Genomic DNA, 23,493 nt, shown 5'->3' on the forward strand with positions numbered 1-23,493 from the left:
AATACTCCAGCCTTCCAAGCTGGAAAGGTGGGTTCGATTCCCACTACCCGCTCCAAAAAACAACTGGTATCAGTTGTTTTTATTTATATATAAATAAACATGCACTTGTAGTTCAGTTGGATAGAGCGTTGGACTTCGAATCCAGAAGTCATGAGTTCGAATCTCATCAAGTGCACCATAAAGCAAGTAATACCAACTATTTAGATGTTTTCTAGATAGTTGGTATTCTTGTTTTTCCCACACTTTTCCCACACTAGAAAGTGCTTAGGATATCAATTGTTCTATCTTTATGTCTTTTTAATACATGAGTATAGGTATCAGCAGTTATATTTATAGTACTATGTCCCAATAATTTAGAAACAGTCTTTAAAGGAATATCATTTTCAAACTGCTTAGTAGCATAAGTATGTCTTAAACAATGTATGTGTTTATATTCAACACCAATTCTTTTTAAAAATCTAGAAAAGGATCTAGTTAAATTACTATCATCTATTAGCTGGCCAATTTCATTACAGAATATTAAATCATTATCTATATAGCTATTTCCAGCCCTTGATTTTTGAATTTCTTGTTTTTCTGCTATTTCTGTAAATATATTAACTAAACTAGCTGGAAGAGGAATATCACGCTCACTGTTGTAGGTTTTTGTTGTCTGAATAGTAGGAGAGTAATGCTTTTTCATATTTTCGTCATATGTTGCAATTGTTTTAGCAGAGCGACGAATATGTATTTCATTATTATCATAGTCTATATCACTCCATTTAAGCCCTATACACTCGCCACGTCTTATTCCGGTGGAAATACATGTTAATGCTATAAATTTAATTAGAGAGTCTTCTGGAGCGTTTAAAATTAACTTGATTTCGTTATCACTAAAAATATCAATCTTTTTCTTTTCTTTTCGTAAATTACCAGGTATTTTTACTTTATTTGCAATACAAGGATTTTTAATTATATAATCTTGCAAAACTGCATGGTTGAAAAAAGAGCGTAGCAGTTTATTTAAATTAAATATTACAGAGCTGCTCTTACCTTTTTTCTTAAGGGTATTATAATAATTTTGAATATCATTAGGATGTACATCATTAAGCTTTAAAAATGATAGAGTAGTATCCTCTATATAATTTTTATAAATGCCATAATATCTATCAAATGTGGATGGTTTTGTGGATTGTTTTACAACATCAATTAACCAACTGTTCATAGTTTTCCCTAAGTAAAGTTTATCGAAATTTTTTGACATGCCTGAATTGATTTTATTTAAATATATATCACGCTTATCCTCAGCATCGGACTTAGAATTACCATAGAATTCTTTTCTTATAAGTTTACCCTCAGAGTTACGTCCGAGAGTAATTGCTAGCCTATAATATTTCTTACCATTTTTAATACAATTAGTTTTTACTGCCATAGATATCACCTCTTAAAATACGAATGTATGTTCTTTTGAAGATTATAAAAATTGACTCAATATATTGATGTTAATGCCTTTGGTAATTAAAGTACATTGAGTAAAGATAAATATTCATATTAAATTATTGTATTATCAGTACTAAATAGTACAGTAATAATAAGGCACTTCCTTTTGCATAAAGTTTTTTCTTATATTGTTATACTTAACTTCATCATGAATTATAGAAGCAATCTTGTATTCTAAGATTTCATTAGTCACATTAAAATGCTCACACATATCGCAAGGAGTAGATATGCAATCATATAAAGCTTGTACAAAATCCTCATCACTTATAAGAAAATTAGCAGCCCATGATTTAGCTTTATGTTCCTGCTTATTTTTTATAAGTCTTTCAGAATAATTTTTAGATTCAATAGTTAAATTGCCTAAGCTAGTAAAATGATGCCCTAGTTCTTCAGCTAAAACAGAAAGGTATTTGCATCTATTTTTTAAAATAGACTTAGATATACCTATAGTTGGAGGTAGACCGAGAATATTTAAATATATTCCTGGTAAATTATCATGTTTAGTGTTAATTTCCTCAAAAGTTATATTTTCTTTTTCAATTATTTGAAAAAGATCTTTTAATTTCTTCATATGTATATCACCACCATTATCAGTACTTATGATAATATTATAATACAATACGAACATGCGTTTCAAGAATTCGGGAGAAAATTTAAGTTTAATTAAGGGAAAATAATAATATATTTACAGTATATGCTATAATAACAATATATTTATATAAAAATAAATTGTTATCATCTCTAGTTGAAAATGAGAGGGGGAGAACATATGGAATTAGAACTAAAAATGTTAGATGCATTTCATGGAGATTGCTTTATAATTTCATTAGAAGATGAGTCAATAAGAAATATAGTTGTTGATGGTGGTATCAGTAAAACTTATATGAGAGATTTAAGATTTGAAATAGAATCAATTGTAGCAAAAAAACAAAATATTGATTTAATGTTCATTACTCATGTTGATGACGATCATATAGGAGGAATTATTTCATTTTTTGAGGATGAAGAAATTGATAAAACATTAGTAAAAAGGGTAATTTATAATTCTGCATTAACTATATCGGAAAGTTTAAAAACTAAATATGATTCTTCAAGAGAAATTCATATTAATAAGACATCGGATAGAAAAGCTAGTTATGAACAAGGAAAAACTTTAGAGAATGAACTAATAAAACATAACTTATTGGAATCTAAAGTTATTAAGGCATTAGATACAATAACTTTAGAAAATGCTACTATAACGATACTTTCTCCTAGGGATACAGAGATTAAAAAATTAAATAAGCGATGGGAAAGAGAATCAAGTGAAAAAAGAAAGGCGAGTTCATCTGAAGATGATTATAAAACTTCAATAAAGGAATTATTAAAAAATGATAGATATATTAAAGACAAATCTATTGTAAATAGAAGTAGTATTTCTTTTTTGTTGGAATATGGAAGATTTAAAATATTGATGTTAGCAGATTCAAGGTCAGATATCATAACAAAAGCCTTAAATAGGTTAGGTTACAATAAAAACAATAAGTTGGTGATAGATTATGTGAAATTGCCACATCATGGTAGCAAAAATAATTTATATTACGATTTGTTGGAAATAATTGAGTGTAAAAAATACATAATATCAACTGATGGGGGAATATTTAATCATCCAGATAAAATAACGTTAGCAAGAATACTTAATGTCTTTAGTGATGTAGAATTTTATTTTAATAGTACAGTATATGAAAAAATATTTTTAAAAGAAGATAAAGAGGAATATGAATTTACTTGTATATATAAAGATAAAATGAGGTTAAGTGATGAAAGAAATATATAATATTGAAAAGTATTCAATAATGATAGAGTGCGTTGGAGAAAAAGGGTCAGGAGTATTTGTATCGTCTAAAAGTGTGGAATATGATTATATAATAACAGCGAAACACTGTTTAAAATATTATAAAAAAGAATCAGATATTATATTTCCGCAAAATGAATTTTTTGTTGAGAAGGTATTTCCAAATAGTACCTTAGACTTAGCTATTATACAAATCAAAAAAAGTAGTGAAGTATCTCTGTTTAGTTTCATAAACTGTGAAGAATTAGAAAAATGTGATGAATTGATATCTTTATATGGATATCCTAATATAGCGCGTAAAAAGGAAATAAATGCATGTAAACTAGAGTGTAAGTATGATAAGAGAACAGATAATTTATTACGGCTAGAAGCTATTAAAGAGGTTTCAACGTTCAGAAAACAGGCAATCGAATTATTGGAAGGTATGTCAGGATGCCCTGCATATATACAAAAAGATGATATTGTAATACTTTTAGGGATATACTATGAAAATACATTAGATGATTTCGCATATAAGTATATAAGCGTAATTCCTTTGGATACAGTTAGAAAGATGATAACAGATTGCAATTTAGCAGATTTAAATTTGAGTTTTTGCAGTGAATTAATAGGAGAGGATTTTGATCCGTTATACAAGAATTATGATGATTTGTATATAGAAGATTATAGAAATCTTAAAGATAAGATTCGTGAAGTGTGCTCTGATTATAATAATATTAAAATTAATTTACTTAGTAGAAAGCTTGCTAATGCAACGTATGAAATAGACAGGCTATCGCATAAAAGAAGATCAGCATTATTGTATAGAGTTTTTACTTCTTCAAATGAAAAACAGTGTGAATTGGTGATTGAGAATAAAGATACACTTAAAGAAGATGAGATAGATGAATGGTTTGAGAAGTATATAGATTATTCAAAGGAAATTATTGATCAAAAGTCAGAGGACTATAAATATCCATTAAAGAGTAGAGATATAATTAAAGGTGCAGTGTTACAATTAATAGATAATTGTTATATTTCATTTGATAAAAAAGGATATTATGATGAAGAAGGTGACGAAAATTAATAGCAAAAAATTTATTAAAAAGAGATTAATGTTTTCTATTGCAGAAGATTCTTACTTTTTAACATATAATATAATATTAATTTTAGGATTATTGAAATGTACTGATAATAAATATTTAAAGGATTCAAACAAAATAGCTCTATTAATAACAATAATAGAAAAGCCTAAAAATATTGAGGTTGTGAAAAAGGTTTTAAAAGATGAAAAAATAAATGACTATGATAAGAATATACTATTTGATATGTATTACAATAGTAAATTAAGGATAAGAAGCTTAACATCTATAATATTTTCATTAAATAAAAAACAAATTATAAATGTTCGGAAAAGTGGAAAGACAATTGATATATCATTAACAAACAATAATGTATACGAGAATTTTATTGATAAAAAATTATTTGAAGATGATGTACAAGTATATGAAGATATATTTTTGAATGTAGGTAAGATTAAGCAGATTATAAATGATACTTTTAATAACATAATTTTCAAAAGTATCCGGGAGGATGTATGGGATATTTAAAAATAAGTAAAGTTATTTATTCAGGAGAAGACTACTATTATGAATCTCCAATATTCGATGATGGAATAAATGTAATAGTAGGACCTAATGGATCGGGAAAAAGTACTTTAATTGATTTGATTTGTTATGGATTAGGCTGTTATGTTGAACATTTTAATCTTAAGAATAGTAAAATACATGAGGTAATCTGTAAAGATAAAAATAATTATGTGAATTTATGGATAGATATAGATGAAAATAAATATTTTTTAAAAAGATATATAAACTCTAATTATATTTTTATAACTGAAAATAATGAAATAGAGGAATTTCCTATAAACAGGAATGATAAGCAACAAAAAACATTTTCTGATTGGCTATTAAAAAAACTTAATATAGAACCAGTAGAAATCTATAATAATACATTTAGTGGAATAATTAGTTTTGAGGAGTTATTTAGATTAATACATTATGAACAAAAATCAAATCAAGCTAAAATTTATAAGGAAGCTAAGGTAGATGGTAATTATGTTTCAGATTCATTAGTAAGAAGAAAAGCAATATTCGAAATATTAATGGGAAACAATTTAATTAATTATTATTCAAGCTTAAATGATTATAAAATAGCAGAAAAGAAATACTTATCAGACAAAGGTGTATTTGAAGTGTTTCATAAGTCAATAAAAGAATTATACAATGATGATATTATAGAACATGGTTCTAATAAAGAGAAAATTAAAAAAATTGAACAAGAAATTTCTAAAACTCAAGATGAGATAGATAAAATTTCGGAAGAAGAATATACTAATGATAATTTTTTAGATGAATTAAGCAAGCTAAAAGATGAAATTACAGATATCACATTTATCTTAAGAGATAAAAAGGAATATTATAAAAAAGTAATTTTAGAATTAGAAAAGGTTAATATTCTAATAAAAGATAAGCAAATAGAAATCAAGCAGCTAAGAAAGATAGTGTTTACGCATCAAGAACTTAATATTTTTTCGCCAACGACATGCCCATATTGTTTCAATGAGGTTACGAGAGAAAAAAATCATTGTGTATGTGGAAATGAAGTTAATGAAGATTATTTTGAAAAATCATTTTATAGCATGGAAGAATACTTATCAATGATAAAACAAAAAATTAAATCACTTAATACATTGGAAGATGCACGAAATGAAATTTTAGATGATATAAAAATATCTACAAAGGATATTTCTGACATTGGGGAAAAATTAAAGAAAAAGCAAAGAATGATTTTAAATATGAAAAATGATAATAAATTAAATTTTAATACAACAGGAATAAGAAGGCTAAGTGATAGAATAGTAGAATTAAATTCTGAATTTAATTCATTAAATGAAAAAGAAAATCTGTATAATAAAGGAATTAAATTGAAATCTCAAATGATTAGTTCAAAAAATAATTTTGATACTGCAAAGACAAATCTTGAAACTGAAGAAAATGATATTGAAACAAAAATCAGTGTTATGATTAAAAATTTTAGTAAAATTTATAATATATTAATGAAGGAAGTAGTAGAAGATTGTAAAAATGCAAGCATAAACTTAGATTATATGCCAGTTATAAATGATGGTGTTTATATTAATGCAAGTGTTGATGTGCAAATAAAATTAGTATATTTTATTACTTTGTTATGGATTTCTTTAGAGAATGACGTGAATTTTCCAAGGATACTTATTGTAGATACACCTGAAAGTTTGGGAATTGACAAAGCTAATTTAATAAATACTTTAGAATTATTAACAGAACTTCCAAATCAAAAAAAGTATCAAATTATTTTAACTACAGGTATAGATAAATATCCTAAATCAAGTAAATTTATAATAAAGGAAGAAATGACTGAGAAAAAAGAACTTTTAAAGAAACGGAACTGATTAAGATAGACTTGTCATTACTTTTAAAAGATATAAAGATAAAAAATAATGAGTTCTGATAAACTCATTATTTTTTATCTTTATATTTTTGTTTAACATACTCAATAAAATTATTAATCTCATCCTTAGCCTCTTTTGGAAGTTCATCATAGTCAGTATCACTATGAAGTGCAATAGTGATATTAGGGTCTTCAGTATAATTTCGTATATCAGATATGCCTAATAAGTAATCAGTTGAAACATCAAAGAAATTAGCAAGATTTTTTATAAGTGAGGAATCAATGCCTCTAACCCCTTTTTCATAATGACTAACAGCTTGTTGAGATATATTAAATAGTTCTGCTAACTTAGTCTGACTTAAATTTTTTTCAGTTCTTAATTCTTTCAATCGGTTCATATTAAACACCTCAATAACATTTTACTACTTAATGGAGTTATTTTTTACATATATTTGTTGTGAAAAAGATTATTTTTCTATTGACTCACTACAAAATGGAGTATATTATATAAATATAATCACTACAAATCGTAGTAAAGGAGGAATGGAAGTGAGAAGTAATCTTATTTCAGCACGTGGTGAAAAGAGTCAACAAAATGTAGCTCAAGATATTGGTATATCACAAAAAACGTTGAGTGCATTAGAGCGAGGATATAGAAATCCAAGCATAGACTTAATGAAAAAAATACAAAATTATTATCAAATAAGTATGATAACATTATTTGAAGATATTTTTGCTTGCCAATACTACAATATGTTGTATAAATAATTTTAATATAAAAAATGGAGGAAAGAAATGGTACAAGTGTACAGAAATATTTACCAATTAGCGAGAGAAGGTACAGGCCTAACGCAGGAAAAATCATCAGAAATACTAGATATATCTGTTGATAGTTTAAGAGCTTATGAAGGTGGAAAGAGAATACCACCAGAAAACATAGTAGTTGATATGGCTAAAATATACAATTGTCCATATTTAATTTTACAGCATCATCAGACTAATACTCTAATAGGGAAAGAGCTTTTTCAAAATGTACAAGTTAAATATTTAGCTGAAGCAGTTTTGACATTTTTAGATGCATTTGAAGATTTAGAAAAGATTAAAAAGTTAATGATTAAAATTTCATGTGATGGAGAGATTGATGAAAGCGAAAAAGATGATTGGAAAAAAATAATGAGAATAGTTAATGAGTTTATAGCAGCTGGTATGGCTTTAAATTATACAAAATAAGAGGTGAGTAATTAATGGAAAAAATATTAGAAGAAATACTTTACGTATTACAAGAATTAAAGAATTCTAATTTACAAACACAAAAGCAAGAAAAACTAACATATACACTTGATGAATGTGCAGCTGTTTCTGGTATAGGAAAAAATACTTTATTAGAGGAAACATATAAAGTTAATTCAACTTTTCCTTATTTTAAGGTTGGAAGAAAGATACAAGTAAATAGAGATATGTTTGAGCAATGGTTAAAAGATATGTCTGAAAATCATACAGAGCTAAGAGGAGATAAATTAAAATGCGCGAGATAAAGTGTCAACAGTTTATCCACAACAGCTATAAGTTACGCGAGAAAATTGTGGATAAAAAACAAAGAAAAAAGCAGCTAATAAATGTTTGTTGTGGTAATTATAAGAAATGCAATTTATGCAAGGAGGGATTAATTTGAGTGATCTTTTTGAAAGGTTTAAAAAGAAATACGAAGCTAACACAGACATGAAAGTTAAGAAGGACAAAACTATAAATGGAGTTCTTACAGTAAAAGTATTTAGCAAGAGTAACAAGTATTTGTTTTGGCTACACGTTACTGAAAATAATGGAGTAATAAATTGGTATTAAAAAAAGAACCTTATATAAAGGTTCATCAATCTCTGAGATATGGTACTGCGAATACCATGTCTCCATTATAAATTATTTGATTGGAGATGTAAAGATTATAGTATATCTATTTAAGTTAATCAGGAATAAGAGACTTATAACAATGTATTGAATTTTATTAAAAATAATATTTAGGTAAGTCAAAGGAGGTACTTATGGAACGAGCTTATTATGCAGTAATACCAGCTAATATTAGATATGATGAAAGTTTAACTCCTAATGCCAAATTACTTTATGGAGAAATAACAGCTTTGGCCAATGAAAAAGGTTATTGCTGGGCAGCTAACACTTATTTTGCAGAGTTATATGGAGTAAGTAAGACAAGTATTTCAAAATGGATAAAGCAATTAGTAGATGGTGGTTATATCAGATCACAAATTATATACAGAGAAGGTACTAAAGAAATCTTAAATAGGTATTTAACAATTGTTATAGGGGGTATTGAAGAAAAGTTAAATAGGTATCCAACTTTTGTTGATGAGGGTACTGAAGAAAAGTTAAGTACCCCTATTGAAGAAAAGTTAAAAGATAATAATACAATAACTAATAATACAATTAATAATACATTAGATAATAATACTATATCTAAAGATATAGTTAGTAGCACTAAAGAGCAACCAATAATAGATAAGTGGAACGAATTAGGTCTTCAAAAGCTTATATCCATAAAAAAAGGCACTAGCAGATATAAATTGCTCCAGGCAAGACTAAAAGAATATGGACAAGATAAGATACTTCAAGCTATAGATAACATAAATTATAGCAATTTCTTAAAAGGTCAGAATAATAAGAGCTGGACTATTACCTTTGATTGGCTAGTAAAGCCAAATAATTTTATTAAGGTTCTGGAAGGTAATTACGTAGATAAAGATAAGCCAATTGAAAATGTGAAAAGTAATGAAGTAAGACCACTTAGATTTAATAATTTTAAGCCAAGGGACTATGACTATAACGATCTGGAAAATAAGCTGCTAGGTTGGGATTAAGATGATTAAGAGTCAAGTTAGTCAGATTTTAGACGGACAAATAAGTATATTTGATTTAGCGTTTAATGTAGCTCAAGAGCCTAAGAAAGAAAATAAGCCAGTAGTTAAAAGTCATAAAGATAAATTTGAAGAAATTATTAATCTATATAAGTCTAGTGCAGCAAGAATAGTAAAACAAGTATGTGGAGCATTGCTTGTAGAGCTTGAAGATAAAACATTATATTTCAATAGAGCTGGAGTAAAAGAAATGGAATTGAAAAAAGATATGGAGCTGCTTCCAGCTGATGAAATTTTAGTTGTGAATCAAGATAGAAATTTAAATGAACTGCAGCTGCAAAAACTAAAGACAATGAATGTTACAGAGTACATCAAGCGTAAAGGTGATGCAAATATAATAATCAAAAAGCTCGATAAGACAATTGCTATAAATCCTAAAGGTTGGGTACTTGAATATGTACAAGCTCCTAAATATAACGAGAATGAGATTTTTAGTACAAAAATGCCTAAAGAAAATACGGATTTAAACAATAAAATTACAAAATCAGATGAGGATCTTATAGAATTCAATCTTGATGATATTGTAGAAATTGAATACAGAGGGAATAAAGAAATAGGCAAAATAAAGCGTATTTATAACGATGGCAAAACAATAAATGTGTCATGGAATGGAAAGCAGACAGCATTTTATTACAAGTGTGTAAAGAAAGTTGTATAAGATACTGAAATACTTGCAGGACTAGGAGCGTTGGCAGGGATTACATGATTGTTAATGTTAAGGTTACTGCAAATAATAGTAGGAGGGAAAACCTCCTACTGAATATGTAGAAATGGCGTAGTAAATTATAAAAATGTTCTTTGAAAATTGAATAATGCGGTAAATAAAAAAATTTTGCCTAGAAATTATATAATTTGATATAATAAATGTAATATTTAACTAATTTAAATATTTTATTAGTAAAAATATATATCATAAATTAATTGTATAGTGAGGCTTGTGATGAAGAATATTAATACTTTACTTAAAGAATCAGTTTGGGATTATATGAAAGACAATGTAAAAACGGTAATCATATCTATTATAACCCTGATTATTGCTGTTATTCCAAACTTTATTGGACAGATAAATTCTGTTGAGGTCAAAATAAAATTACCTATGATTATAATATTTATAATCAGCTTATTAGTAGCTATTATTATAATAGTGAGATTGATAAAAAAACATAATAAATTAAAGGCGAATTATGAGGAATTATTAAATCCTTTTAATGAAAATGTAAAGGCATTTCATCCAGGTGATCTTGTTATATTAAAAATAGAAAAAGATTTTATGAATCCTACCAAAATGGTAGTTAACAAGATTCTAAGGTCAGAAATAATCTGTAGAAATGGAAATGGAATTTTAATTAATTATGCCCCAGAAGAGCTTTTAACAAAAGATGAAACAAGTTTAATACTTATTCAAAATGAGATAGCGAAGCAGAAAATTAAAACTAGAGATAGAATGTTTTGGGATTCAATATATAAAAAAAGTTGATATTATTTTTTATTACCGTATTATTCACAAGGATAGTACGGTATTTTTTATTATACAAGTACTACGTAATACTAATAGTTTATGAATTACAAAAGGTGTTCATCACGAACACCTTCACCAAATTAGAGAATACACTTTAGAACGTCAGTTCCCTAATTAACCTATTTAAATTATAACATAAAAATTTGATGAGGGATAGGTGAAAAACATGAGTGAAAGAATAAAAAAAGAATTAGCATTATATAAATTAAGGGAAATTGAAATTGATGATATGAAGTTGAAAGTTGAAGAATTAAAAATTGGTGAGCAACTTGGAGCAATGAACTATGAAGAAAAAGTTCAAAGCTCCATGAGCTGCAAAAATAATGATTATGTTATGAATGAAATAGAGACATTGGAAAAGAAAATAAGATTTAATGAGATTGCTAATAAGAGAATTGATAATGCATTAAAAAGGTTAGATATAGATGAAGCTGAAATAGTCAAAAGAGTATTTATAGAAAAGAAAAGTATAACAAGAGCAGCACAAGAGTTATTTAAATCAAGAAAAAGTATTAAAAACTCCATAGATAGAGCGTTTCAGAAGTTAAAATTAGCTTAATGGGGTATCAGTAGGGGTAGCAGAAAAGGTACCATAAAGGTAGCAGCTAGGGTAGCAAGAAAGGTATCACAAAGGTAGCAGCGAAAGTACCTATGCAGTATCAAAAAAATATTATATACTGTATTTGGTTAAGGAAATAATTAATCTCTCAAAAATTTTGAATATAATTCTATATTGTTAAAAGCACTTAATTTAGGTGCTTTTTATTATGCAATTTTTTATTGTGAGGAGGTTAGATCATGCATAAGAAAATAAAATTAAATATTAGGTTTGTAGGAAATGAAGTTGTATGTGCTAAATCTCCTGCAAAGTGTTGTAAAAGATGCGCTAATAAAAATAATTGTGAAGAAATTGAAGTGCATTATAATCCTTTTGCTAAAAAAGACATAGAAGAATGCTTTAAAAATGATGAAAGGAATAGGTGAGGCAGGTGAAATGATATGGGAAGAAAGAGACCTGCAAAACCTATTGTAAGAATAGATCAAGTATTGGATATTCAGGATTACTTAAAATATAAAAATGAACGTGATTATATTTTATTTGTAGTTGGAATAACAACAGGTTATAGAGCAGGTGACTTAGTTACACTAAAGGCAAGAGATATAAGAGAAGCTCTTAAAAAAAGTGAATTTACTATTTTTGAGGGGAAGAAAAGGAACTCTAAAAATATAAGAGAAAAGAATAGGAAGCCTAGAACAGTTGAAATAATCCCAAAGGTTGCAAAGCTCCTTAAAGAATATATTAAAAAAAAGAAGGATTATGAATATATATTTCAATCTAGAAAAGGTGTAAATAAGCATATAGGAGTACAAGCAGTCAGCAATATTTTAAAAGAAGCTGGTGAGTATTTTGGCTTATATGATATATCTGCTCATAGCATGAGAAAAACTTATGCATATAAAATCTATATTGAAAGTGATAAAGATATTGTTGCAGTTCAAAAATTATTAGGACATAGAACAACCCAAGAAACAGAATTATATATAGGTTTAGATAAAGAAAAATATCATCAATATTCAAAGTCATTAAGTGATTTTGTGAGATGATATTTTTTATTTTTTGCCTATGAATGTTTAATTTTTGAAAGTATTAACATTCAAGGATAAAAAATTAAGACATATAGAAGTAGAGAAATCTAAAAATGAATGTGTGATTCCCCATGATAATTAAACATTCAAAACATAAAAAACAAATATTAAATCTGAATTTAAAAACAATATTCGTAATAAATTTTAGTAATAATTGGAGGGATATTAGTATTTGTAGGGAATATATTTATGTGGAAAGGAGGAGTAAAATGTTAAGTAGTGTTAGAAAATGGATAATGAATGTTATAAATACAAATAAGGATAATTTAGATATAGAAGTGCAAAAAGAAGAAAGTAATTTTGATAAGAAAAATAATCAAGCTGAACTTGATATAAGAAAAGATATTTATGATCATTCTCGGAATTATCTTGATTCGTTATTAGAAAGAAAAAGACATATAGAAATTAAAAGTTTATATGTTCTACAAGCTTCTGCAGCTCTTGTAACTTTATTTACCGCATTATTAACACCAGTAAAAGTTCAGTATAGTATACCTATGAAAATAGCCATATTCGCATTTTATGCATTGATTTTAGTTGCTATAATATTTTTACTAATAGTATTAGATGATACAATAGCAAATTCTAAGCTTATTAGAAAAATTTGTTTTGGTAAAGATGACGCTGATGAAAAAATAGAAAAAAACAAAGATAAATTAAATGAAGAAAGTAATCAAGCTAATATTGATTCTAAAAATAAAAAAAATAATGATAATTTTCTTAATCTACCTAGAAGTAGAGGTATTCTTGAAAAAATGAATGGGAATTATGATTTGATTTTTTATTATAGAAAAATGACAAAAGCGCTAGATAAATCAATAAATAGTGGGCATAAAATTACTACTATTAAAACTAAATTTTTTCACTTAGGTATAAGAGTATTTATTGCTGCAGTTGTAGTGGTTATATCTTTGGGAATTTTGATTGCTTAAGGAGGATAATGAAGTGAAATATAGAAGGAAAAAAAAGTTACTTACGAATTTGCATAATTTAAAAAAATTATATAGTTATAAAAGAGATTATGAGGCATTAAGGTCGAAAGGAGTAGATATTAAAGAACTTGAAGTATTACTTAGTAAATACGCTAAAATTAATGAAAACACTTTTGAAAGAAAGAGTGAACTAATAAGTATAGAAGAACTAGAAGTAGCATTAAACAGGTATAGAAGAGCCAATGGAATGATTTTAATGAAGTATATGGAGAAAGAGAGAAATCATGAAAATACTTATAATGAAGATGATGATGAAGATGATGATTTTCCACAAGATCCAAGTACATATATGTTCTCACCCAATAGTGTGAAAAATAGATCTAACTTGAATAAAATAATAAATAATAGAACTAAGAATTATATTAGAGTTTCAAGTAGAAGAAAATACTTAGAAAATAAAATAGGAAATGAAATAAAAAGATTATCTATATATTTACAAGATGAAAATAAGCGTGGACTATAATTTATATTTATAAAGTCTATTATTTAAAAAGTTAGCACTTACGAACGTAGGTGCTTTTATTATGCAATAAATTAATTAAGGAGGATGAAATGGCGAAAGAATTCGCTAAGGCTTTTTATAATAGCACAGCATGGAAAAAATGCAAAGTATCTTATATTGAATCAGTACATGGTTTATGTGAGAGATGTGAAAAGCCTGGATATATTGTGCATCATAAAAAAGAATTAACACCTAACAACATCAATGATCCTAACATAACACTTAATCATGATAACTTAGAATATTTATGTTTAGATTGCCATAATTCAGAGCATGACTTCAATAGAGAAAAGAAAAGTGCAACTAAGAAAGGTTACAAGTTTAATGAAAAAGGAGAATTAGTTCCAACGACATAGCCCCCCCATAAAAATATCTGTAGGGGGGCTCTTGGAGACCGTATAGTGGACAACAATTTTCCTCCAAACGAAATTTTGAAAAAAGGGAGGGGTATATTTTTGAGCATATCCGAACAATTAGAAAGAGATAAAAAGATAAAGCAGGAAATAAATAAAATTAAAAAGATATTTAAGGATTTTCCAAAAGATAAAACTAAAGTTATCGAAGGATTAATTAATGAAGCTGCATTTATGAAAGTATCTCTTGAAGATACAAGAGTAGATCTTATTAAAAATGGATTGACTGAATTATTTGAGCAAGGAGAGCAATCTTTTAATAGAGAAAGACCAGAAGTAAAAATATATTCAAATTTCATGAAGCTATATTCTAGCGTAATGAAACAATTAATAGATTTACTTCCACCAGAACTCAAAAAAGAGCAAACTGATGCTTTGATGGATTTTATCAAGAAAGGTAAGATTCAAAAATGACCTACATAGAAGAATATTATAATAAAATAATGTCAGGTAAAATTATTGCTTGTAAAAGAATTAAGCAAGTATACTCCATGTTAGTTGATAAACTTCACAATCCAAGCAAATATGATCCTTGGATATTTGATGAAGAATTAGCAAATAGACCAATAGAATTTATTGAGACCTTTTGCAAACAAGCACAAGGAGAACTTGGCGGAGCATTGAAGTTAGAATTATTTCAGAAAGCTAAACATCAAGCAGTATTTGGATTTGTTCATAAGGATACAGGATTTAGACAATATCAAGAAGTACTGGATATTAGAGGTCGTAAAAACGGAAAAGCATTGGCATTAGATACAGATATACCAACACCAAATGGTTGGATGAAAATGAAAGATTTAAAAGTTGGTGATTATGTATTTGGGGATAATGGAAAACCTACTAAGATAACATTAGTTTCAGATATATTCATTAATCATAAATGCTATAAAATTGAATTTGAAGATGGGGAAAAAATAATATCTGATTCAGAACACATTTGGAAAGTCAAAACAAAAAAACGAGGAATAATAAATTTAACTACTGAAGATTTAAGTACAAATTTCAAAAAAATTAGAAAAGATGGTAAGGGTGTAGAATATAAATTTAGAGTTCCAATGAATGCTGAAGTTGAATATAAAGAAAAAGAATTAATTATACCACCATATCTATTAGGTATTTGGCTTGGTGATGGTTCTTCAGGAGATACAAGAGTAACTTGTAGTGACGAAGATATAGAAGAAATTATAGATATTATTAGTTGTTATAACTATAAAATAAAGAGATATTATAACAAGAATAGAGCAAACTCTTTTTCTTTAGGGGTTAAAGGAAAGGGGATTAGCAATGAGTTTTTAAATGGATTGAGACAGCTAAAAGTATTAAATAATAAACACATACCAAAGCAATATCTATTAGGATCAATAGATCAAAGAAAAGAATTATTAAAAGGGTTAATGGATACTGATGGTTATTGCTCAAAAGCAGGACAATGTGAATTTTCTCAAAAAGATTATAATATGATAATTCAATTCAGTGAATTATTATCAAGCTTAGGAATAAAGCATTCTATAAGAGAAAAGCAGATAAGTATAAATGGCAAAATATGCATAGCATATAGTGTTTTATTCTATGTAGACAAAAATAAAAGTTGTTTTAAATTAAGAAGAAAACATGAAAGATTAAAAGAACAACTAAATCATAGAATGATGTATAAATCTATAGTAAATATAAAAGAATGCATGTCAGTGCCTACAAAATGTATAAAAGTTGATAATAAAACATCATTATATCTAGCAGGTAGAAGAATGACAGTAACCCATAATACTACAGAGCTTGCTGCAGATGAAAATTTTATGTTAGTTGGAGATGGTGAAGGATCTCCTGAGTGCTATATTATCGCTACTAAATTAGACCAGTCAAAGAAGGGCTTTAATGAATGCTATAAAATGATTCAGCAGTCACCAGATTTAAATAAACATCTTAAGAAAAGAAAGTCAGATATATATTGTCCTTTTAATTATGGAACGCTTCAAGCCTTGGCAAGTAATTCTAATGGCCTTGATGGTTTAAATTCTCACATGGTTACAATAGATGAATTAGCAGCCATAAAGAATAGAGATATATATGATTTGATGAAGCAATCAATGAGTAGTAGAAGGCAGCCTTTATTAGATTGCATTACTACTAATGGTTTTATAAGAGGTTCAATATTTGATTCACAATATGAATATGCATGTAAAGTGCTGGATGGTAAAGTCAAGGATGATAGATTCTTGGCTTTTATTTATGAGCTTGATGATAAAGAGGAATGGGATAAGGAAGACATGTGGATTAAAGCTAATCCAGGATTAGGGCCTATTAAGAAAATTGAATTTTTAAGAGATTGTGTTAACAAAGCAAAAGAAGATCCTGCTTTTAAAGCTACAGTTATGGTTAAAGATTTTAACATGAAAGAAAATTCTGCATCAGCATGGCTGCGTTGGGATGAACTTAATAACGAAGCTGTATTTGATATTAAAGAAATGGGCTTTAGATATGGAATTGGCTGCTTTGACTTAGCGGAAACTACAGATTTAGCATCAGCTAAAGTTATATGTATGAGACGTGATGATCCTGGTATTTATGTAATTCAAATGTACTTTGTACCACAGGAAAAATTAAATAATGAAGAAACTAATAAAGAAGAAGATAGCGTTCCATATAAGTTATGGGAGCAGCAAGGATTACTTAGAGTGTGTCCAGGAAATAAAATAAATAAGTATGACATTTTAGAATGGTTTAAAGAGATAAGAGATACTTATGATATTTATATACCTTGGCTTGGATATGATCCTTGGCATGTTGATGATAGTTTACTTCAAGCCTTTAAAGATGAATTTGGTTCAGAATCAATGATACCAATTAGACAGGGAGTATATACTTTAAGCTTCCCAATGAAGGAACTTAAAGCAGATTTAATTGCAGATAGAATCAATTATAACAACAATCCAATAGATAAATGGTGTTTATCTAACATGGAAATAAAAACAGATATAAATGGAAACATACAGCCTATAAAAGGAGTTGATAACAGAAAGCGTATTGATGGGGGTGTATCTTTGATAATTGGTTATGTAGTGTTCTTAGATAAATTAAGTGAATATGAAAATATGATTTAGAGGGAGGTGCATAGAATGAGTTTTATTAATAGATTTTTTAACCGTAGTCCATCAAAGACAAGATTTGAACTTGTCGAGGATAGAGGAAATGGTTTTTATAGCTGGAATGGTAAACTTTATAAATCTGATATTATTAGGGCTTGTATAAGACCTAAAGTTAAAGCTATTGGAAAGCTAATTCCACAACATATAAGAAATAATACTCAGCAAGGATTTGCAGTTAATCCAGAACCTTATATAAGGTTTCTACTTGAAGAACCTAATCCATATATGAGTGGCCAAATGTTACTTGAAAAGCTGGCAATGCAGCTAGCACTTAATAATAACGCTTTTATTTTAATAGTAAATGATGATAATGGATATCCAGTTGAATTATATAATATACCATGTGTTACTGCAGAAGCTATCTATGATTCACAAGGATTGCTTTATTTAAGGTTTACTAATCGTAATGGTAAGATGGTTACTTATCCATATACAGATATCATTCATATAAGGCAGGATTTCAATGAAAATGATATATTTGGTGAAAGTCCACGTGAAGCATTGTTACCATTAATGGAAGTTGTGTGCACAATAGATCAGGGGATTGTAAAAGCTGTTAAAAATAGCGGAGTAATAAGATGGTTACTAAAATTCAATAATTCTTTAAGGCCAGAAGATATAAAAAAGAATGTAGAAGACTTTACTAAGAGTTTTCTTGCAACAAGTAATGAAGGTGGAGCTGCAGGTGTTGATTCAAAATCAGAAGCTACACAAATTCATCCTGATGATTATGTTCCTAATGCTGCACAAATGGACAGAACTACTAAAAGAATTTATTCATTCTTTAATACAAATGAGAAAATAGTGCAGTCTAATTACAATGAAGATGAATGGAATGCATATTATGAAAGTGAAATTGAACCTTTGGCAATGCAGTTAAGTAATGAATATACTAGAAAGTTATTTAATCGCAGAGAGCGTGGTTTTGGGAACAGAATAATTTTTACAGCTAATAATCTTCAATATGCATCAATGTCAACTAAGCTTGGATTACTAGCTATGGTGGATAGAGGTGCATTAACACCAAATGAATGGAGGGAAGTAATAAATCTTCCACCAATAGGAGATGGTGATAAACCAATAAGAAGATTAGATACTCAAGTCGTGGGAGGAGGTGAAAAGTAATGGATATAGAAGTTAAAGGAGATATTATATCAGATGATTATGCATGGATCTATGATTGGCTTGGATACAATTATGCTTCACCAAATAAAATTATAAATCAAATTAAAGAAGCTAATGGAGAAGAGTTAAATATTAAAGTTAATTCTCCAGGTGGGGATGTGTTTGCAGCAAGTGATATTTATACAGAGCTTAGAAATTATGAAGGTAATGTAAATATAAATATTACAGGTTTAGCAGCAAGTGCAGCGAGTGTTATTTCAATGGCTAGACATAGTTCAATGTCACCAACAGCTCAATTAATGGTGCATAATGTATCAAGTTGTGCAAGTGGAGATTATAGAGACATGGATCATATGTCAGAAGCTTTAAAAAATGCTAATGATACAATTGCCAATGCTTATATTTGTAAAAGTGGTATGAGTAGAGAGCAGGCACTTGAATTAATGAATAATGAAACCTGGTTAACTGCTCAACAAGCAAAAGAATTGGGATTAATTGATGAAATAATGTTTGAAGATACTAACAAAGTAAATTTGATGAATTTATCAAACATGAATTTAAAAGGATTTTATAATTCAGCTTCATCAATTCCTAAAGAGCTAATTGAAAATTTAATGAAAAATAATAAGACTAACAAAGATCAACCTATTGTAAATGATAAGGTTGATTTTTTTATTGAGGAAAATTCAAAGATAAATGAGAAATTTATTAATATATACAATAGTCAAATAGAAGAAAAGGAAGTGTTAGTTAATGAAAATTAAAATGTCAAAAGATCAAGAACAACAATATTTAAACTTATTAAATGAAGCCAAAGATCTTTTAAATAATAAAAAGGATTTAGAAGGATATAAGGCTAAAATGCAAGAAATCGAAAAATTTGAAAATGATACTGAGGAATTAAATAAAGCACAAGCTAATTTAAATGCTAAATTTAAAGATAATGGAGCAGGAACAGATATATCTAAACTATCAAATGATGTTAAAGCAGTAAAAGTAATAGAGAGTATTAGTAATTCAGATGAAGAAAATTCAGAAGAAGCAAAAGAGCCTAAAGAATATGTTAATGCCTGGGCTAAAAATATGCTTGGATTAAATATGAACAATTCAGAGAGCAATGCCTTTAAAATGGTAAATGATGCATTTACTCATACTACAGGAAATACTGGAATTGTAATTCCTGAAACAGTAATGAGTGGTATTTGGAAAGAAGTCGGAGAACAATATCCATTGTGGAATGATGTTTTTAAGACAACTATAAAAGGCAAAGTAACATTATTAAAGTCTACAGGTTCCAGTGATGCTAAATGGTATGACGAAGAAACAGAAATTGAAGATGGTAAAGAAGAATTTGGTTCAGCTAGTTTGGATGGCTGTGAATTATCGAGAGACATAACTGTTTCATGGAAGCTTAGAGAGATGGCAATAGAAGAGTTTATTCCATTTATTCAAGCTCAGTTAGTTGAAAGAATAGGAGCTGCATTAGGTTATGCTGTTTCACAAGGGAAAGGAAAGCCAGGGGAAAGTGATACATTTAAGGCAGAACCCAAAGGAATAATACCTACATTAACAGGAGAAGAAGATACTCCACAAGTAGTTAAGTTTACAGATGCAGAACCTTTAGAATATACTCATTTTACTAGTGCCATGTCAAAGATAAAGGGGACATATAAAAATAAAACATGTATATATGCAAATGGAACTACAATATGGAATGAAATAGCTAACGTTAAAGACACTACTGGAAGACCTTATTTTGTAGCTAATCCAATAGAAGGTGGAGTTGGAACGATATTCGGAAAAGTCGTAAAAGAAGATGATGGTATACCAGATAATAATATATTACTTGGTGATGCCTGGAACGGATATCATGCAAATATTAATAAGCAAGTATCCCTTGATAGTGAAGATCACAAAAAGGAAAGAACAACAGATTATATTGCTTATGGCATAGTTGATGGAGGAGTAAGAACTACAAAAGCATTTTCATTAATAATGAAAGGTTAGGAATTTTTTATGTTAGAAAAAATTAAACTGGCCTTAAGAATAGATGATGATAGTTTGGATGAAGAAATACAGGATTCTATAGATGCAGCCAAGGCAGATTTAAAATTGAGTGGTGTTGTAGAAAGTAAAATAGTTGAGACTGATCCATTAATAATACGTGCCATTAAAACATTCTGTAAATGTGAATTTAGCACAGATGATAAAGAATCCGAAAGGTATAAAGATTCATATGAAATGATAAAAAACCATTTAACATTATCTATTGATTATACAACAGAGGTAACGCTATGAGTATAGAGAGTTTAGATAAGAGAATAGTAATTCAAAAGAGAAAATCAGAACCAACAAAGGTGAAAGGAATCCCAACATATGAATGGGATTCCTATTATGATTGTTGGTGTAGAATATTAGATCTCATAGGAACAGAAAAGTATGATGCTTATAATGCAAAGCTGCAAAATACCATAAAGTTTAAATGCAGGGTATGTCCAGAATTGAAAGATATACAATTTAACGAAAAAGAGTATCAAATTATATGGAACAAGAAAGCATTTAATATAATTTTTGTTGATACTTTAGGAGGAAGTAAGTATTGGATCATATTACAAGGTCAAGCAATCAATTAGGAGATGATTAAGTGGATATTATAGAAAGAATAGATAAGCTTTTAACTGATACGTTAGAGCCATTAAGTATACAAAGTTTTTATGGCTGGTATGATAAAGACATTAATGAAACTCACGTAACATTTACATTATTAACTGATAGTGATGGAGATTTCAGTGATGATGAAGCTGAAGATAATACTCAATTGTTTCAAGTTGATATTTGGTCTAGGGAGAATATTGAAGACTTAAAGAAAACTATAAAAGCAGCTATGAAAAGTTTAGATAATTGCACTTATACTGATGGAGCTGATTTCTATGAGACTGATACAAAAATTTATCATAAGGCAGCAAGATTTTCAATAACTCAAGAGGTAATGTAATGAGTGCAGAATTTAAGGTTGATGGATTGGATAGTTTACTTAGAACATTACAGAATATAGGGAAGGAAGGTTCATTAATAGAAGATGAATCATTAGTAGAAGCTGTAGAACCTATTCTAGAAGATGTTCAAAAAACAAATTTGTATAAAGATAAAACAGGAAAATTAAGAAAAAGTGCTAAAATATCTAAAGTTAAAAAGGCGAAAAGCACAAAAACTGTTTGGGTAGGAGATATAGATAGAAAGGCTAATTATGGCTGGTATGTTGAGTGGGGAGATTCAAAAAGAAAACCAAGACCATTTATGAGACAAGCATATGACAGAAACAAAGAGCAGGTATATAAAAATTTAAAAGTTGCCATTCAAAGAAGATTGAAAAATAAATAAAGGAAGGATATGATAAAATGCCTAGAATAAAAGGTTTAAAAGATATAAGCTTTGCCAAATTGCTTACAGATGTAGCGGGTAAAGAAGCTACATATGATACAGTAAAAAAGTATGAGAGATCTGTAACAGCTAAAATTACACCAAAGAGTGAATCTGAAACAGAGTATTCAGATGATAATGTTGAAGAGGTGGTTAACCAATTTTCTCAAATAGATGTTGAAATAGAGTTAAACATGATTTCAACACAGACTAGAGCATTTCTTCAAGGTTCAAAAGTGGTAAACGGAATACTTATAGAGAGTAAAGATGATGTTGCTCCGTATGTAGCAATGATCTTTAAGGCTAAAAAATCTAATGGTAAATACAGATATGTTTGTTTATACAAAGGAAAATTTGAGTTAAGTGAAGACAATTATGAAACAGAAGCTGATAAGATAAAAACTCAAACTGCTAGTTTGAAAGCTACATTTATGGCTAGAGAATTTGACGGAAATTATAGATTAATGGCCGATGAAGATACAGAAGATATTGTTGCAGCAGATTTAGAAAAATGGTTCACAGCAGTTCCAACAGTACCAATCGAAACAACATCAGAAGCATAGCAGAGAGTAGGAATTTTCCTACTCAATTTTTTTGAAAGTGAGGTGTATATATGCAGAAAAGGGCAACAGCAAAACAGATTAGAAATAAAGGTAATGGGATAGTTACTATAAATGGTAGGGAATATAAAATAGCGTTGAATATGGGTGTCTTAGGAGAATTAGAAGATATCTATGGCAGTATTGATTTAGCAATGAAGGAACTGCAATCCCAAAAGATTAAAGCTATGATTAACTTAATGTATGCAGTTATGATACAGGAAGAAGGAAACGAAGATTTAACACCCAAAAAAGTTGGAAAAATGTTAGATATGCAATTTATAAATGACATAATTGATAAAACAGGAGCGGCAATGCTAAATAGTTTTGGAGAAGTTGAAAAAGAAGAAGAGGATGAAAACCCGGGGGAAAAATAACGTCTGATTCTGAAGAAGGTTGGGATTGGGCGTTTCTATTATATGTCTGGT

31 protein-coding genes and 1 tRNA gene are annotated in these 23,493 nt (G+C 28.2%); 29 read left to right on the forward strand and 3 right to left on the reverse strand.

What is annotated here, in order from left to right; all coding sequences use genetic code 11:
- The first annotated feature begins 101 nt into the window (after nucleotides 1–101).
- Nucleotides 102–178 (forward strand) — tRNA-Arg (locus CLOBL_RS19635).
- A gap of 75 nt (nucleotides 179–253) precedes the next feature.
- On the opposite strand, the gene CLOBL_RS19640 is transcribed toward CLOBL_RS19635, so the two are convergent.
- Nucleotides 254–1,411 (reverse strand): site-specific integrase, encoded by a 1,158-nt coding sequence (locus tag CLOBL_RS19640; protein WP_077860570.1) that lies wholly within the window; start codon nucleotides 1,409–1,411, stop codon nucleotides 254–256.
- Nucleotides 1,412–1,552: 141 nt separating this feature from the next.
- A complete protein-coding gene (locus tag CLOBL_RS19645) occupies nucleotides 1,553–2,050 on the reverse strand; it encodes an ImmA/IrrE family metallo-endopeptidase (protein ID WP_077860571.1) in 498 nt (165 codons plus the stop codon).
- Nucleotides 2,051–2,248: 198 nt separating this feature from the next.
- On the opposite strand from CLOBL_RS19645, the gene CLOBL_RS19650 reads away from it, so the two are divergent.
- From CLOBL_RS19650 to CLOBL_RS19665, 4 genes are read left to right on the forward strand one after another with little or no spacing between them, the layout of a single operon-like run.
- Nucleotides 2,249–3,295 carry an MBL fold metallo-hydrolase gene (locus CLOBL_RS19650; protein WP_077860572.1) on the forward strand — a complete coding sequence of 349 codons (1,047 nt, stop codon included), beginning with the start codon at nucleotides 2,249–2,251 and terminating at the stop codon, nucleotides 3,293–3,295.
- On the forward strand, nucleotides 3,279–4,379 hold the full coding sequence (locus CLOBL_RS19655; protein WP_077860573.1) for a hypothetical protein: 1,101 nt from the start codon (nucleotides 3,279–3,281) through the stop codon (nucleotides 4,377–4,379). The genes CLOBL_RS19650 and CLOBL_RS19655 overlap by 17 nt, the downstream gene beginning before the upstream one ends.
- Nucleotides 4,354–4,902 (forward strand): hypothetical protein, encoded by a 549-nt coding sequence (locus CLOBL_RS19660; RefSeq protein WP_143323906.1) that lies wholly within the window; start codon nucleotides 4,354–4,356, stop codon nucleotides 4,900–4,902. Before CLOBL_RS19655 ends, CLOBL_RS19660 begins: the two co-directional genes overlap by 26 nt.
- Nucleotides 4,890–6,782 carry a hypothetical protein gene (locus CLOBL_RS19665; RefSeq protein ID WP_077860575.1) on the forward strand — a complete coding sequence of 631 codons (1,893 nt, stop codon included), beginning with the start codon at nucleotides 4,890–4,892 and terminating at the stop codon, nucleotides 6,780–6,782. Before CLOBL_RS19660 ends, CLOBL_RS19665 begins: the two co-directional genes overlap by 13 nt.
- 67 nt (nucleotides 6,783–6,849) lie before the next feature.
- On the opposite strand, the gene CLOBL_RS19670 is transcribed toward CLOBL_RS19665, so the two are convergent.
- Entirely contained in the window at nucleotides 6,850–7,179 is a 330-nt protein-coding gene (locus tag CLOBL_RS19670) for a helix-turn-helix transcriptional regulator (RefSeq protein ID WP_077860576.1), read from the reverse strand.
- A 151-nt stretch (nucleotides 7,180–7,330) separates the two neighbouring features.
- Here CLOBL_RS19670 and CLOBL_RS19675 point away from each other — a divergent pair, with 151 nt between their 5' ends.
- The 24 genes from CLOBL_RS19675 (at nucleotide 7,331) to CLOBL_RS19785 (ending at nucleotide 23,442) form a co-directional block, all read left to right on the forward strand.
- The gene (locus CLOBL_RS19675) at nucleotides 7,331–7,549 is read left to right on the forward strand and encodes a helix-turn-helix transcriptional regulator (RefSeq protein WP_077860577.1); all 219 of its coding nucleotides are present in this window, start codon (nucleotides 7,331–7,333) and stop codon (nucleotides 7,547–7,549) included.
- 27 nt (nucleotides 7,550–7,576) lie between these two features.
- A complete protein-coding gene (locus tag CLOBL_RS19680; protein ID WP_077860578.1) occupies nucleotides 7,577–8,011 on the forward strand; it encodes a helix-turn-helix transcriptional regulator in 435 nt (144 codons plus the stop codon).
- 14 nt (nucleotides 8,012–8,025) lie between these two features.
- Nucleotides 8,026–8,316 (forward strand): excisionase, encoded by a 291-nt coding sequence (locus tag CLOBL_RS19685; RefSeq protein ID WP_077860579.1) that lies wholly within the window; start codon nucleotides 8,026–8,028, stop codon nucleotides 8,314–8,316.
- 133 nt (nucleotides 8,317–8,449) lie between these two features.
- Entirely contained in the window at nucleotides 8,450–8,623 is a 174-nt protein-coding gene (locus CLOBL_RS28160; RefSeq protein WP_179117801.1) for a hypothetical protein, read from the forward strand.
- 194 nt (nucleotides 8,624–8,817) lie between these two features.
- Nucleotides 8,818–9,648, forward strand: a complete 831-nt coding sequence (locus CLOBL_RS19690; RefSeq protein WP_077860580.1) for a helix-turn-helix domain-containing protein — start codon at nucleotides 8,818–8,820, stop codon at nucleotides 9,646–9,648.
- A 1-nt stretch (nucleotide 9,649) separates the two neighbouring features.
- Nucleotides 9,650–10,363, forward strand: a complete 714-nt coding sequence (locus CLOBL_RS19695) for a hypothetical protein (protein WP_077860581.1) — start codon at nucleotides 9,650–9,652, stop codon at nucleotides 10,361–10,363.
- Between the two features lie 282 nt (nucleotides 10,364–10,645).
- Complete coding sequence (locus CLOBL_RS19700; protein ID WP_077860582.1) at nucleotides 10,646–11,182, forward strand: hypothetical protein; 537 nt, start codon at nucleotides 10,646–10,648, stop codon at nucleotides 11,180–11,182.
- 208 nt (nucleotides 11,183–11,390) lie between these two features.
- The gene (locus CLOBL_RS19705; RefSeq protein ID WP_077860583.1) at nucleotides 11,391–11,783 is read left to right on the forward strand and encodes a sigma factor-like helix-turn-helix DNA-binding protein; all 393 of its coding nucleotides are present in this window, start codon (nucleotides 11,391–11,393) and stop codon (nucleotides 11,781–11,783) included.
- 239 nt (nucleotides 11,784–12,022) lie between these two features.
- Nucleotides 12,023–12,208 carry a hypothetical protein gene (locus CLOBL_RS19710; RefSeq protein ID WP_077860584.1) on the forward strand — a complete coding sequence of 62 codons (186 nt, stop codon included), beginning with the start codon at nucleotides 12,023–12,025 and terminating at the stop codon, nucleotides 12,206–12,208.
- 15 nt (nucleotides 12,209–12,223) lie between these two features.
- A complete protein-coding gene (locus tag CLOBL_RS19715; protein ID WP_077860585.1) occupies nucleotides 12,224–12,829 on the forward strand; it encodes a tyrosine-type recombinase/integrase in 606 nt (201 codons plus the stop codon).
- Nucleotides 12,830–13,080: 251 nt separating this feature from the next.
- Nucleotides 13,081–13,803, forward strand: coding sequence for a hypothetical protein (locus tag CLOBL_RS19720; protein WP_077860586.1), 723 nt, complete (start codon nucleotides 13,081–13,083; stop codon nucleotides 13,801–13,803).
- A gap of 13 nt (nucleotides 13,804–13,816) precedes the next feature.
- Nucleotides 13,817–14,326 carry a hypothetical protein gene (locus tag CLOBL_RS19725; protein WP_077860587.1) on the forward strand — a complete coding sequence of 170 codons (510 nt, stop codon included), beginning with the start codon at nucleotides 13,817–13,819 and terminating at the stop codon, nucleotides 14,324–14,326.
- 89 nt (nucleotides 14,327–14,415) lie between these two features.
- Nucleotides 14,416–14,721 carry an HNH endonuclease gene (locus tag CLOBL_RS19730; protein WP_179117802.1) on the forward strand — a complete coding sequence of 102 codons (306 nt, stop codon included), beginning with the start codon at nucleotides 14,416–14,418 and terminating at the stop codon, nucleotides 14,719–14,721.
- A gap of 99 nt (nucleotides 14,722–14,820) precedes the next feature.
- Complete coding sequence (locus tag CLOBL_RS19735; protein ID WP_077860588.1) at nucleotides 14,821–15,192, forward strand: hypothetical protein; 372 nt, start codon at nucleotides 14,821–14,823, stop codon at nucleotides 15,190–15,192.
- Nucleotides 15,189–17,876, forward strand: a complete 2,688-nt coding sequence (locus CLOBL_RS29175; protein WP_077860589.1) for a terminase TerL endonuclease subunit — start codon at nucleotides 15,189–15,191, stop codon at nucleotides 17,874–17,876. The genes CLOBL_RS19735 and CLOBL_RS29175 overlap by 4 nt, the downstream gene beginning before the upstream one ends.
- Before the next feature lie 15 nt (nucleotides 17,877–17,891).
- Complete coding sequence (locus CLOBL_RS19745) at nucleotides 17,892–19,046, forward strand: phage portal protein (protein WP_077860590.1); 1,155 nt, start codon at nucleotides 17,892–17,894, stop codon at nucleotides 19,044–19,046.
- Complete coding sequence (locus tag CLOBL_RS19750) at nucleotides 19,046–19,810, forward strand: head maturation protease, ClpP-related (RefSeq protein WP_077860591.1); 765 nt, start codon at nucleotides 19,046–19,048, stop codon at nucleotides 19,808–19,810. The genes CLOBL_RS19745 and CLOBL_RS19750 overlap by 1 nt, the downstream gene beginning before the upstream one ends.
- Nucleotides 19,800–21,053 (forward strand): phage major capsid protein, encoded by a 1,254-nt coding sequence (locus tag CLOBL_RS19755; RefSeq protein ID WP_077860592.1) that lies wholly within the window; start codon nucleotides 19,800–19,802, stop codon nucleotides 21,051–21,053. The genes CLOBL_RS19750 and CLOBL_RS19755 overlap by 11 nt, the downstream gene beginning before the upstream one ends.
- Before the next feature lie 9 nt (nucleotides 21,054–21,062).
- On the forward strand, nucleotides 21,063–21,344 hold the full coding sequence (locus CLOBL_RS19760) for a head-tail connector protein (protein ID WP_077860593.1): 282 nt from the start codon (nucleotides 21,063–21,065) through the stop codon (nucleotides 21,342–21,344).
- Nucleotides 21,341–21,679, forward strand: coding sequence for a phage head closure protein (locus CLOBL_RS19765; protein ID WP_077860594.1), 339 nt, complete (start codon nucleotides 21,341–21,343; stop codon nucleotides 21,677–21,679). The genes CLOBL_RS19760 and CLOBL_RS19765 overlap by 4 nt, the downstream gene beginning before the upstream one ends.
- 11 nt (nucleotides 21,680–21,690) lie before the next feature.
- Nucleotides 21,691–22,041, forward strand: a complete 351-nt coding sequence (locus CLOBL_RS19770) for a hypothetical protein (RefSeq protein WP_077860595.1) — start codon at nucleotides 21,691–21,693, stop codon at nucleotides 22,039–22,041.
- Nucleotides 22,041–22,427: an HK97-gp10 family putative phage morphogenesis protein gene (locus CLOBL_RS19775; RefSeq protein ID WP_077860596.1), complete on the forward strand. Its 387-nt coding sequence runs from the start codon at nucleotides 22,041–22,043 to the stop codon at nucleotides 22,425–22,427. The genes CLOBL_RS19770 and CLOBL_RS19775 overlap by 1 nt, the downstream gene beginning before the upstream one ends.
- Before the next feature lie 17 nt (nucleotides 22,428–22,444).
- Nucleotides 22,445–23,029, forward strand: coding sequence for a major tail protein (locus CLOBL_RS19780; protein ID WP_077860597.1), 585 nt, complete (start codon nucleotides 22,445–22,447; stop codon nucleotides 23,027–23,029).
- Between the two features lie 50 nt (nucleotides 23,030–23,079).
- Nucleotides 23,080–23,442 (forward strand): hypothetical protein, encoded by a 363-nt coding sequence (locus CLOBL_RS19785; RefSeq protein ID WP_077860598.1) that lies wholly within the window; start codon nucleotides 23,080–23,082, stop codon nucleotides 23,440–23,442.
- Nucleotides 23,443–23,493: the final 51 nt, after the last annotated feature.

Source organism: Clostridium sp. BL-8 (genome assembly GCF_002006495.1).
Lineage (GTDB): Bacteria > Bacillota > Clostridia > Clostridiales > Clostridiaceae > Clostridium.

Coding starts and splice junctions, on each gene's coding strand:
- CLOBL_RS19640 (WP_077860570.1), bottom strand. CDS start 1,411: ATGGCAGTAAAAACTAATTGTATTAAAAATGGTAAGAAATATTATAGG.
- CLOBL_RS19645 (WP_077860571.1), bottom strand. CDS start 2,050: ATGAAGAAATTAAAAGATCTTTTTCAAATAATTGAAAAAGAAAATATA.
- CLOBL_RS19650 (WP_077860572.1), top strand. CDS start 2,249: ATGGAATTAGAACTAAAAATGTTAGATGCATTTCATGGAGATTGCTTT.
- CLOBL_RS19655 (WP_077860573.1), top strand. CDS start 3,279: ATGAAAGAAATATATAATATTGAAAAGTATTCAATAATGATAGAGTGC.
- CLOBL_RS19660 (WP_143323906.1), top strand. CDS start 4,354: ATGATGAAGAAGGTGACGAAAATTAATAGCAAAAAATTTATTAAAAAG.
- CLOBL_RS19665 (WP_077860575.1), top strand. CDS start 4,890: ATGGGATATTTAAAAATAAGTAAAGTTATTTATTCAGGAGAAGACTAC.
- CLOBL_RS19670 (WP_077860576.1), bottom strand. CDS start 7,179: ATGAACCGATTGAAAGAATTAAGAACTGAAAAAAATTTAAGTCAGACT.
- CLOBL_RS19680 (WP_077860578.1), top strand. CDS start 7,577: ATGGTACAAGTGTACAGAAATATTTACCAATTAGCGAGAGAAGGTACA.
- CLOBL_RS19685 (WP_077860579.1), top strand. CDS start 8,026: ATGGAAAAAATATTAGAAGAAATACTTTACGTATTACAAGAATTAAAG.
- CLOBL_RS19690 (WP_077860580.1), top strand. CDS start 8,818: ATGGAACGAGCTTATTATGCAGTAATACCAGCTAATATTAGATATGAT.
- CLOBL_RS19695 (WP_077860581.1), top strand. CDS start 9,650: ATGATTAAGAGTCAAGTTAGTCAGATTTTAGACGGACAAATAAGTATA.
- CLOBL_RS19700 (WP_077860582.1), top strand. CDS start 10,646: ATGAAGAATATTAATACTTTACTTAAAGAATCAGTTTGGGATTATATG.
- CLOBL_RS19705 (WP_077860583.1), top strand. CDS start 11,391: ATGAGTGAAAGAATAAAAAAAGAATTAGCATTATATAAATTAAGGGAA.
- CLOBL_RS19710 (WP_077860584.1), top strand. CDS start 12,023: ATGCATAAGAAAATAAAATTAAATATTAGGTTTGTAGGAAATGAAGTT.
- CLOBL_RS19715 (WP_077860585.1), top strand. CDS start 12,224: ATGGGAAGAAAGAGACCTGCAAAACCTATTGTAAGAATAGATCAAGTA.
- CLOBL_RS19720 (WP_077860586.1), top strand. CDS start 13,081: ATGTTAAGTAGTGTTAGAAAATGGATAATGAATGTTATAAATACAAAT.
- CLOBL_RS19730 (WP_179117802.1), top strand. CDS start 14,416: ATGGCGAAAGAATTCGCTAAGGCTTTTTATAATAGCACAGCATGGAAA.
- CLOBL_RS29175 (WP_077860589.1), top strand. CDS start 15,189: ATGACCTACATAGAAGAATATTATAATAAAATAATGTCAGGTAAAATT.
- CLOBL_RS19745 (WP_077860590.1), top strand. CDS start 17,892: ATGAGTTTTATTAATAGATTTTTTAACCGTAGTCCATCAAAGACAAGA.
- CLOBL_RS19750 (WP_077860591.1), top strand. CDS start 19,046: ATGGATATAGAAGTTAAAGGAGATATTATATCAGATGATTATGCATGG.
- CLOBL_RS19755 (WP_077860592.1), top strand. CDS start 19,800: ATGAAAATTAAAATGTCAAAAGATCAAGAACAACAATATTTAAACTTA.
- CLOBL_RS19760 (WP_077860593.1), top strand. CDS start 21,063: ATGTTAGAAAAAATTAAACTGGCCTTAAGAATAGATGATGATAGTTTG.
- CLOBL_RS19765 (WP_077860594.1), top strand. CDS start 21,341: ATGAGTATAGAGAGTTTAGATAAGAGAATAGTAATTCAAAAGAGAAAA.
- CLOBL_RS19775 (WP_077860596.1), top strand. CDS start 22,041: ATGAGTGCAGAATTTAAGGTTGATGGATTGGATAGTTTACTTAGAACA.
- CLOBL_RS19780 (WP_077860597.1), top strand. CDS start 22,445: ATGCCTAGAATAAAAGGTTTAAAAGATATAAGCTTTGCCAAATTGCTT.
- CLOBL_RS19785 (WP_077860598.1), top strand. CDS start 23,080: ATGCAGAAAAGGGCAACAGCAAAACAGATTAGAAATAAAGGTAATGGG.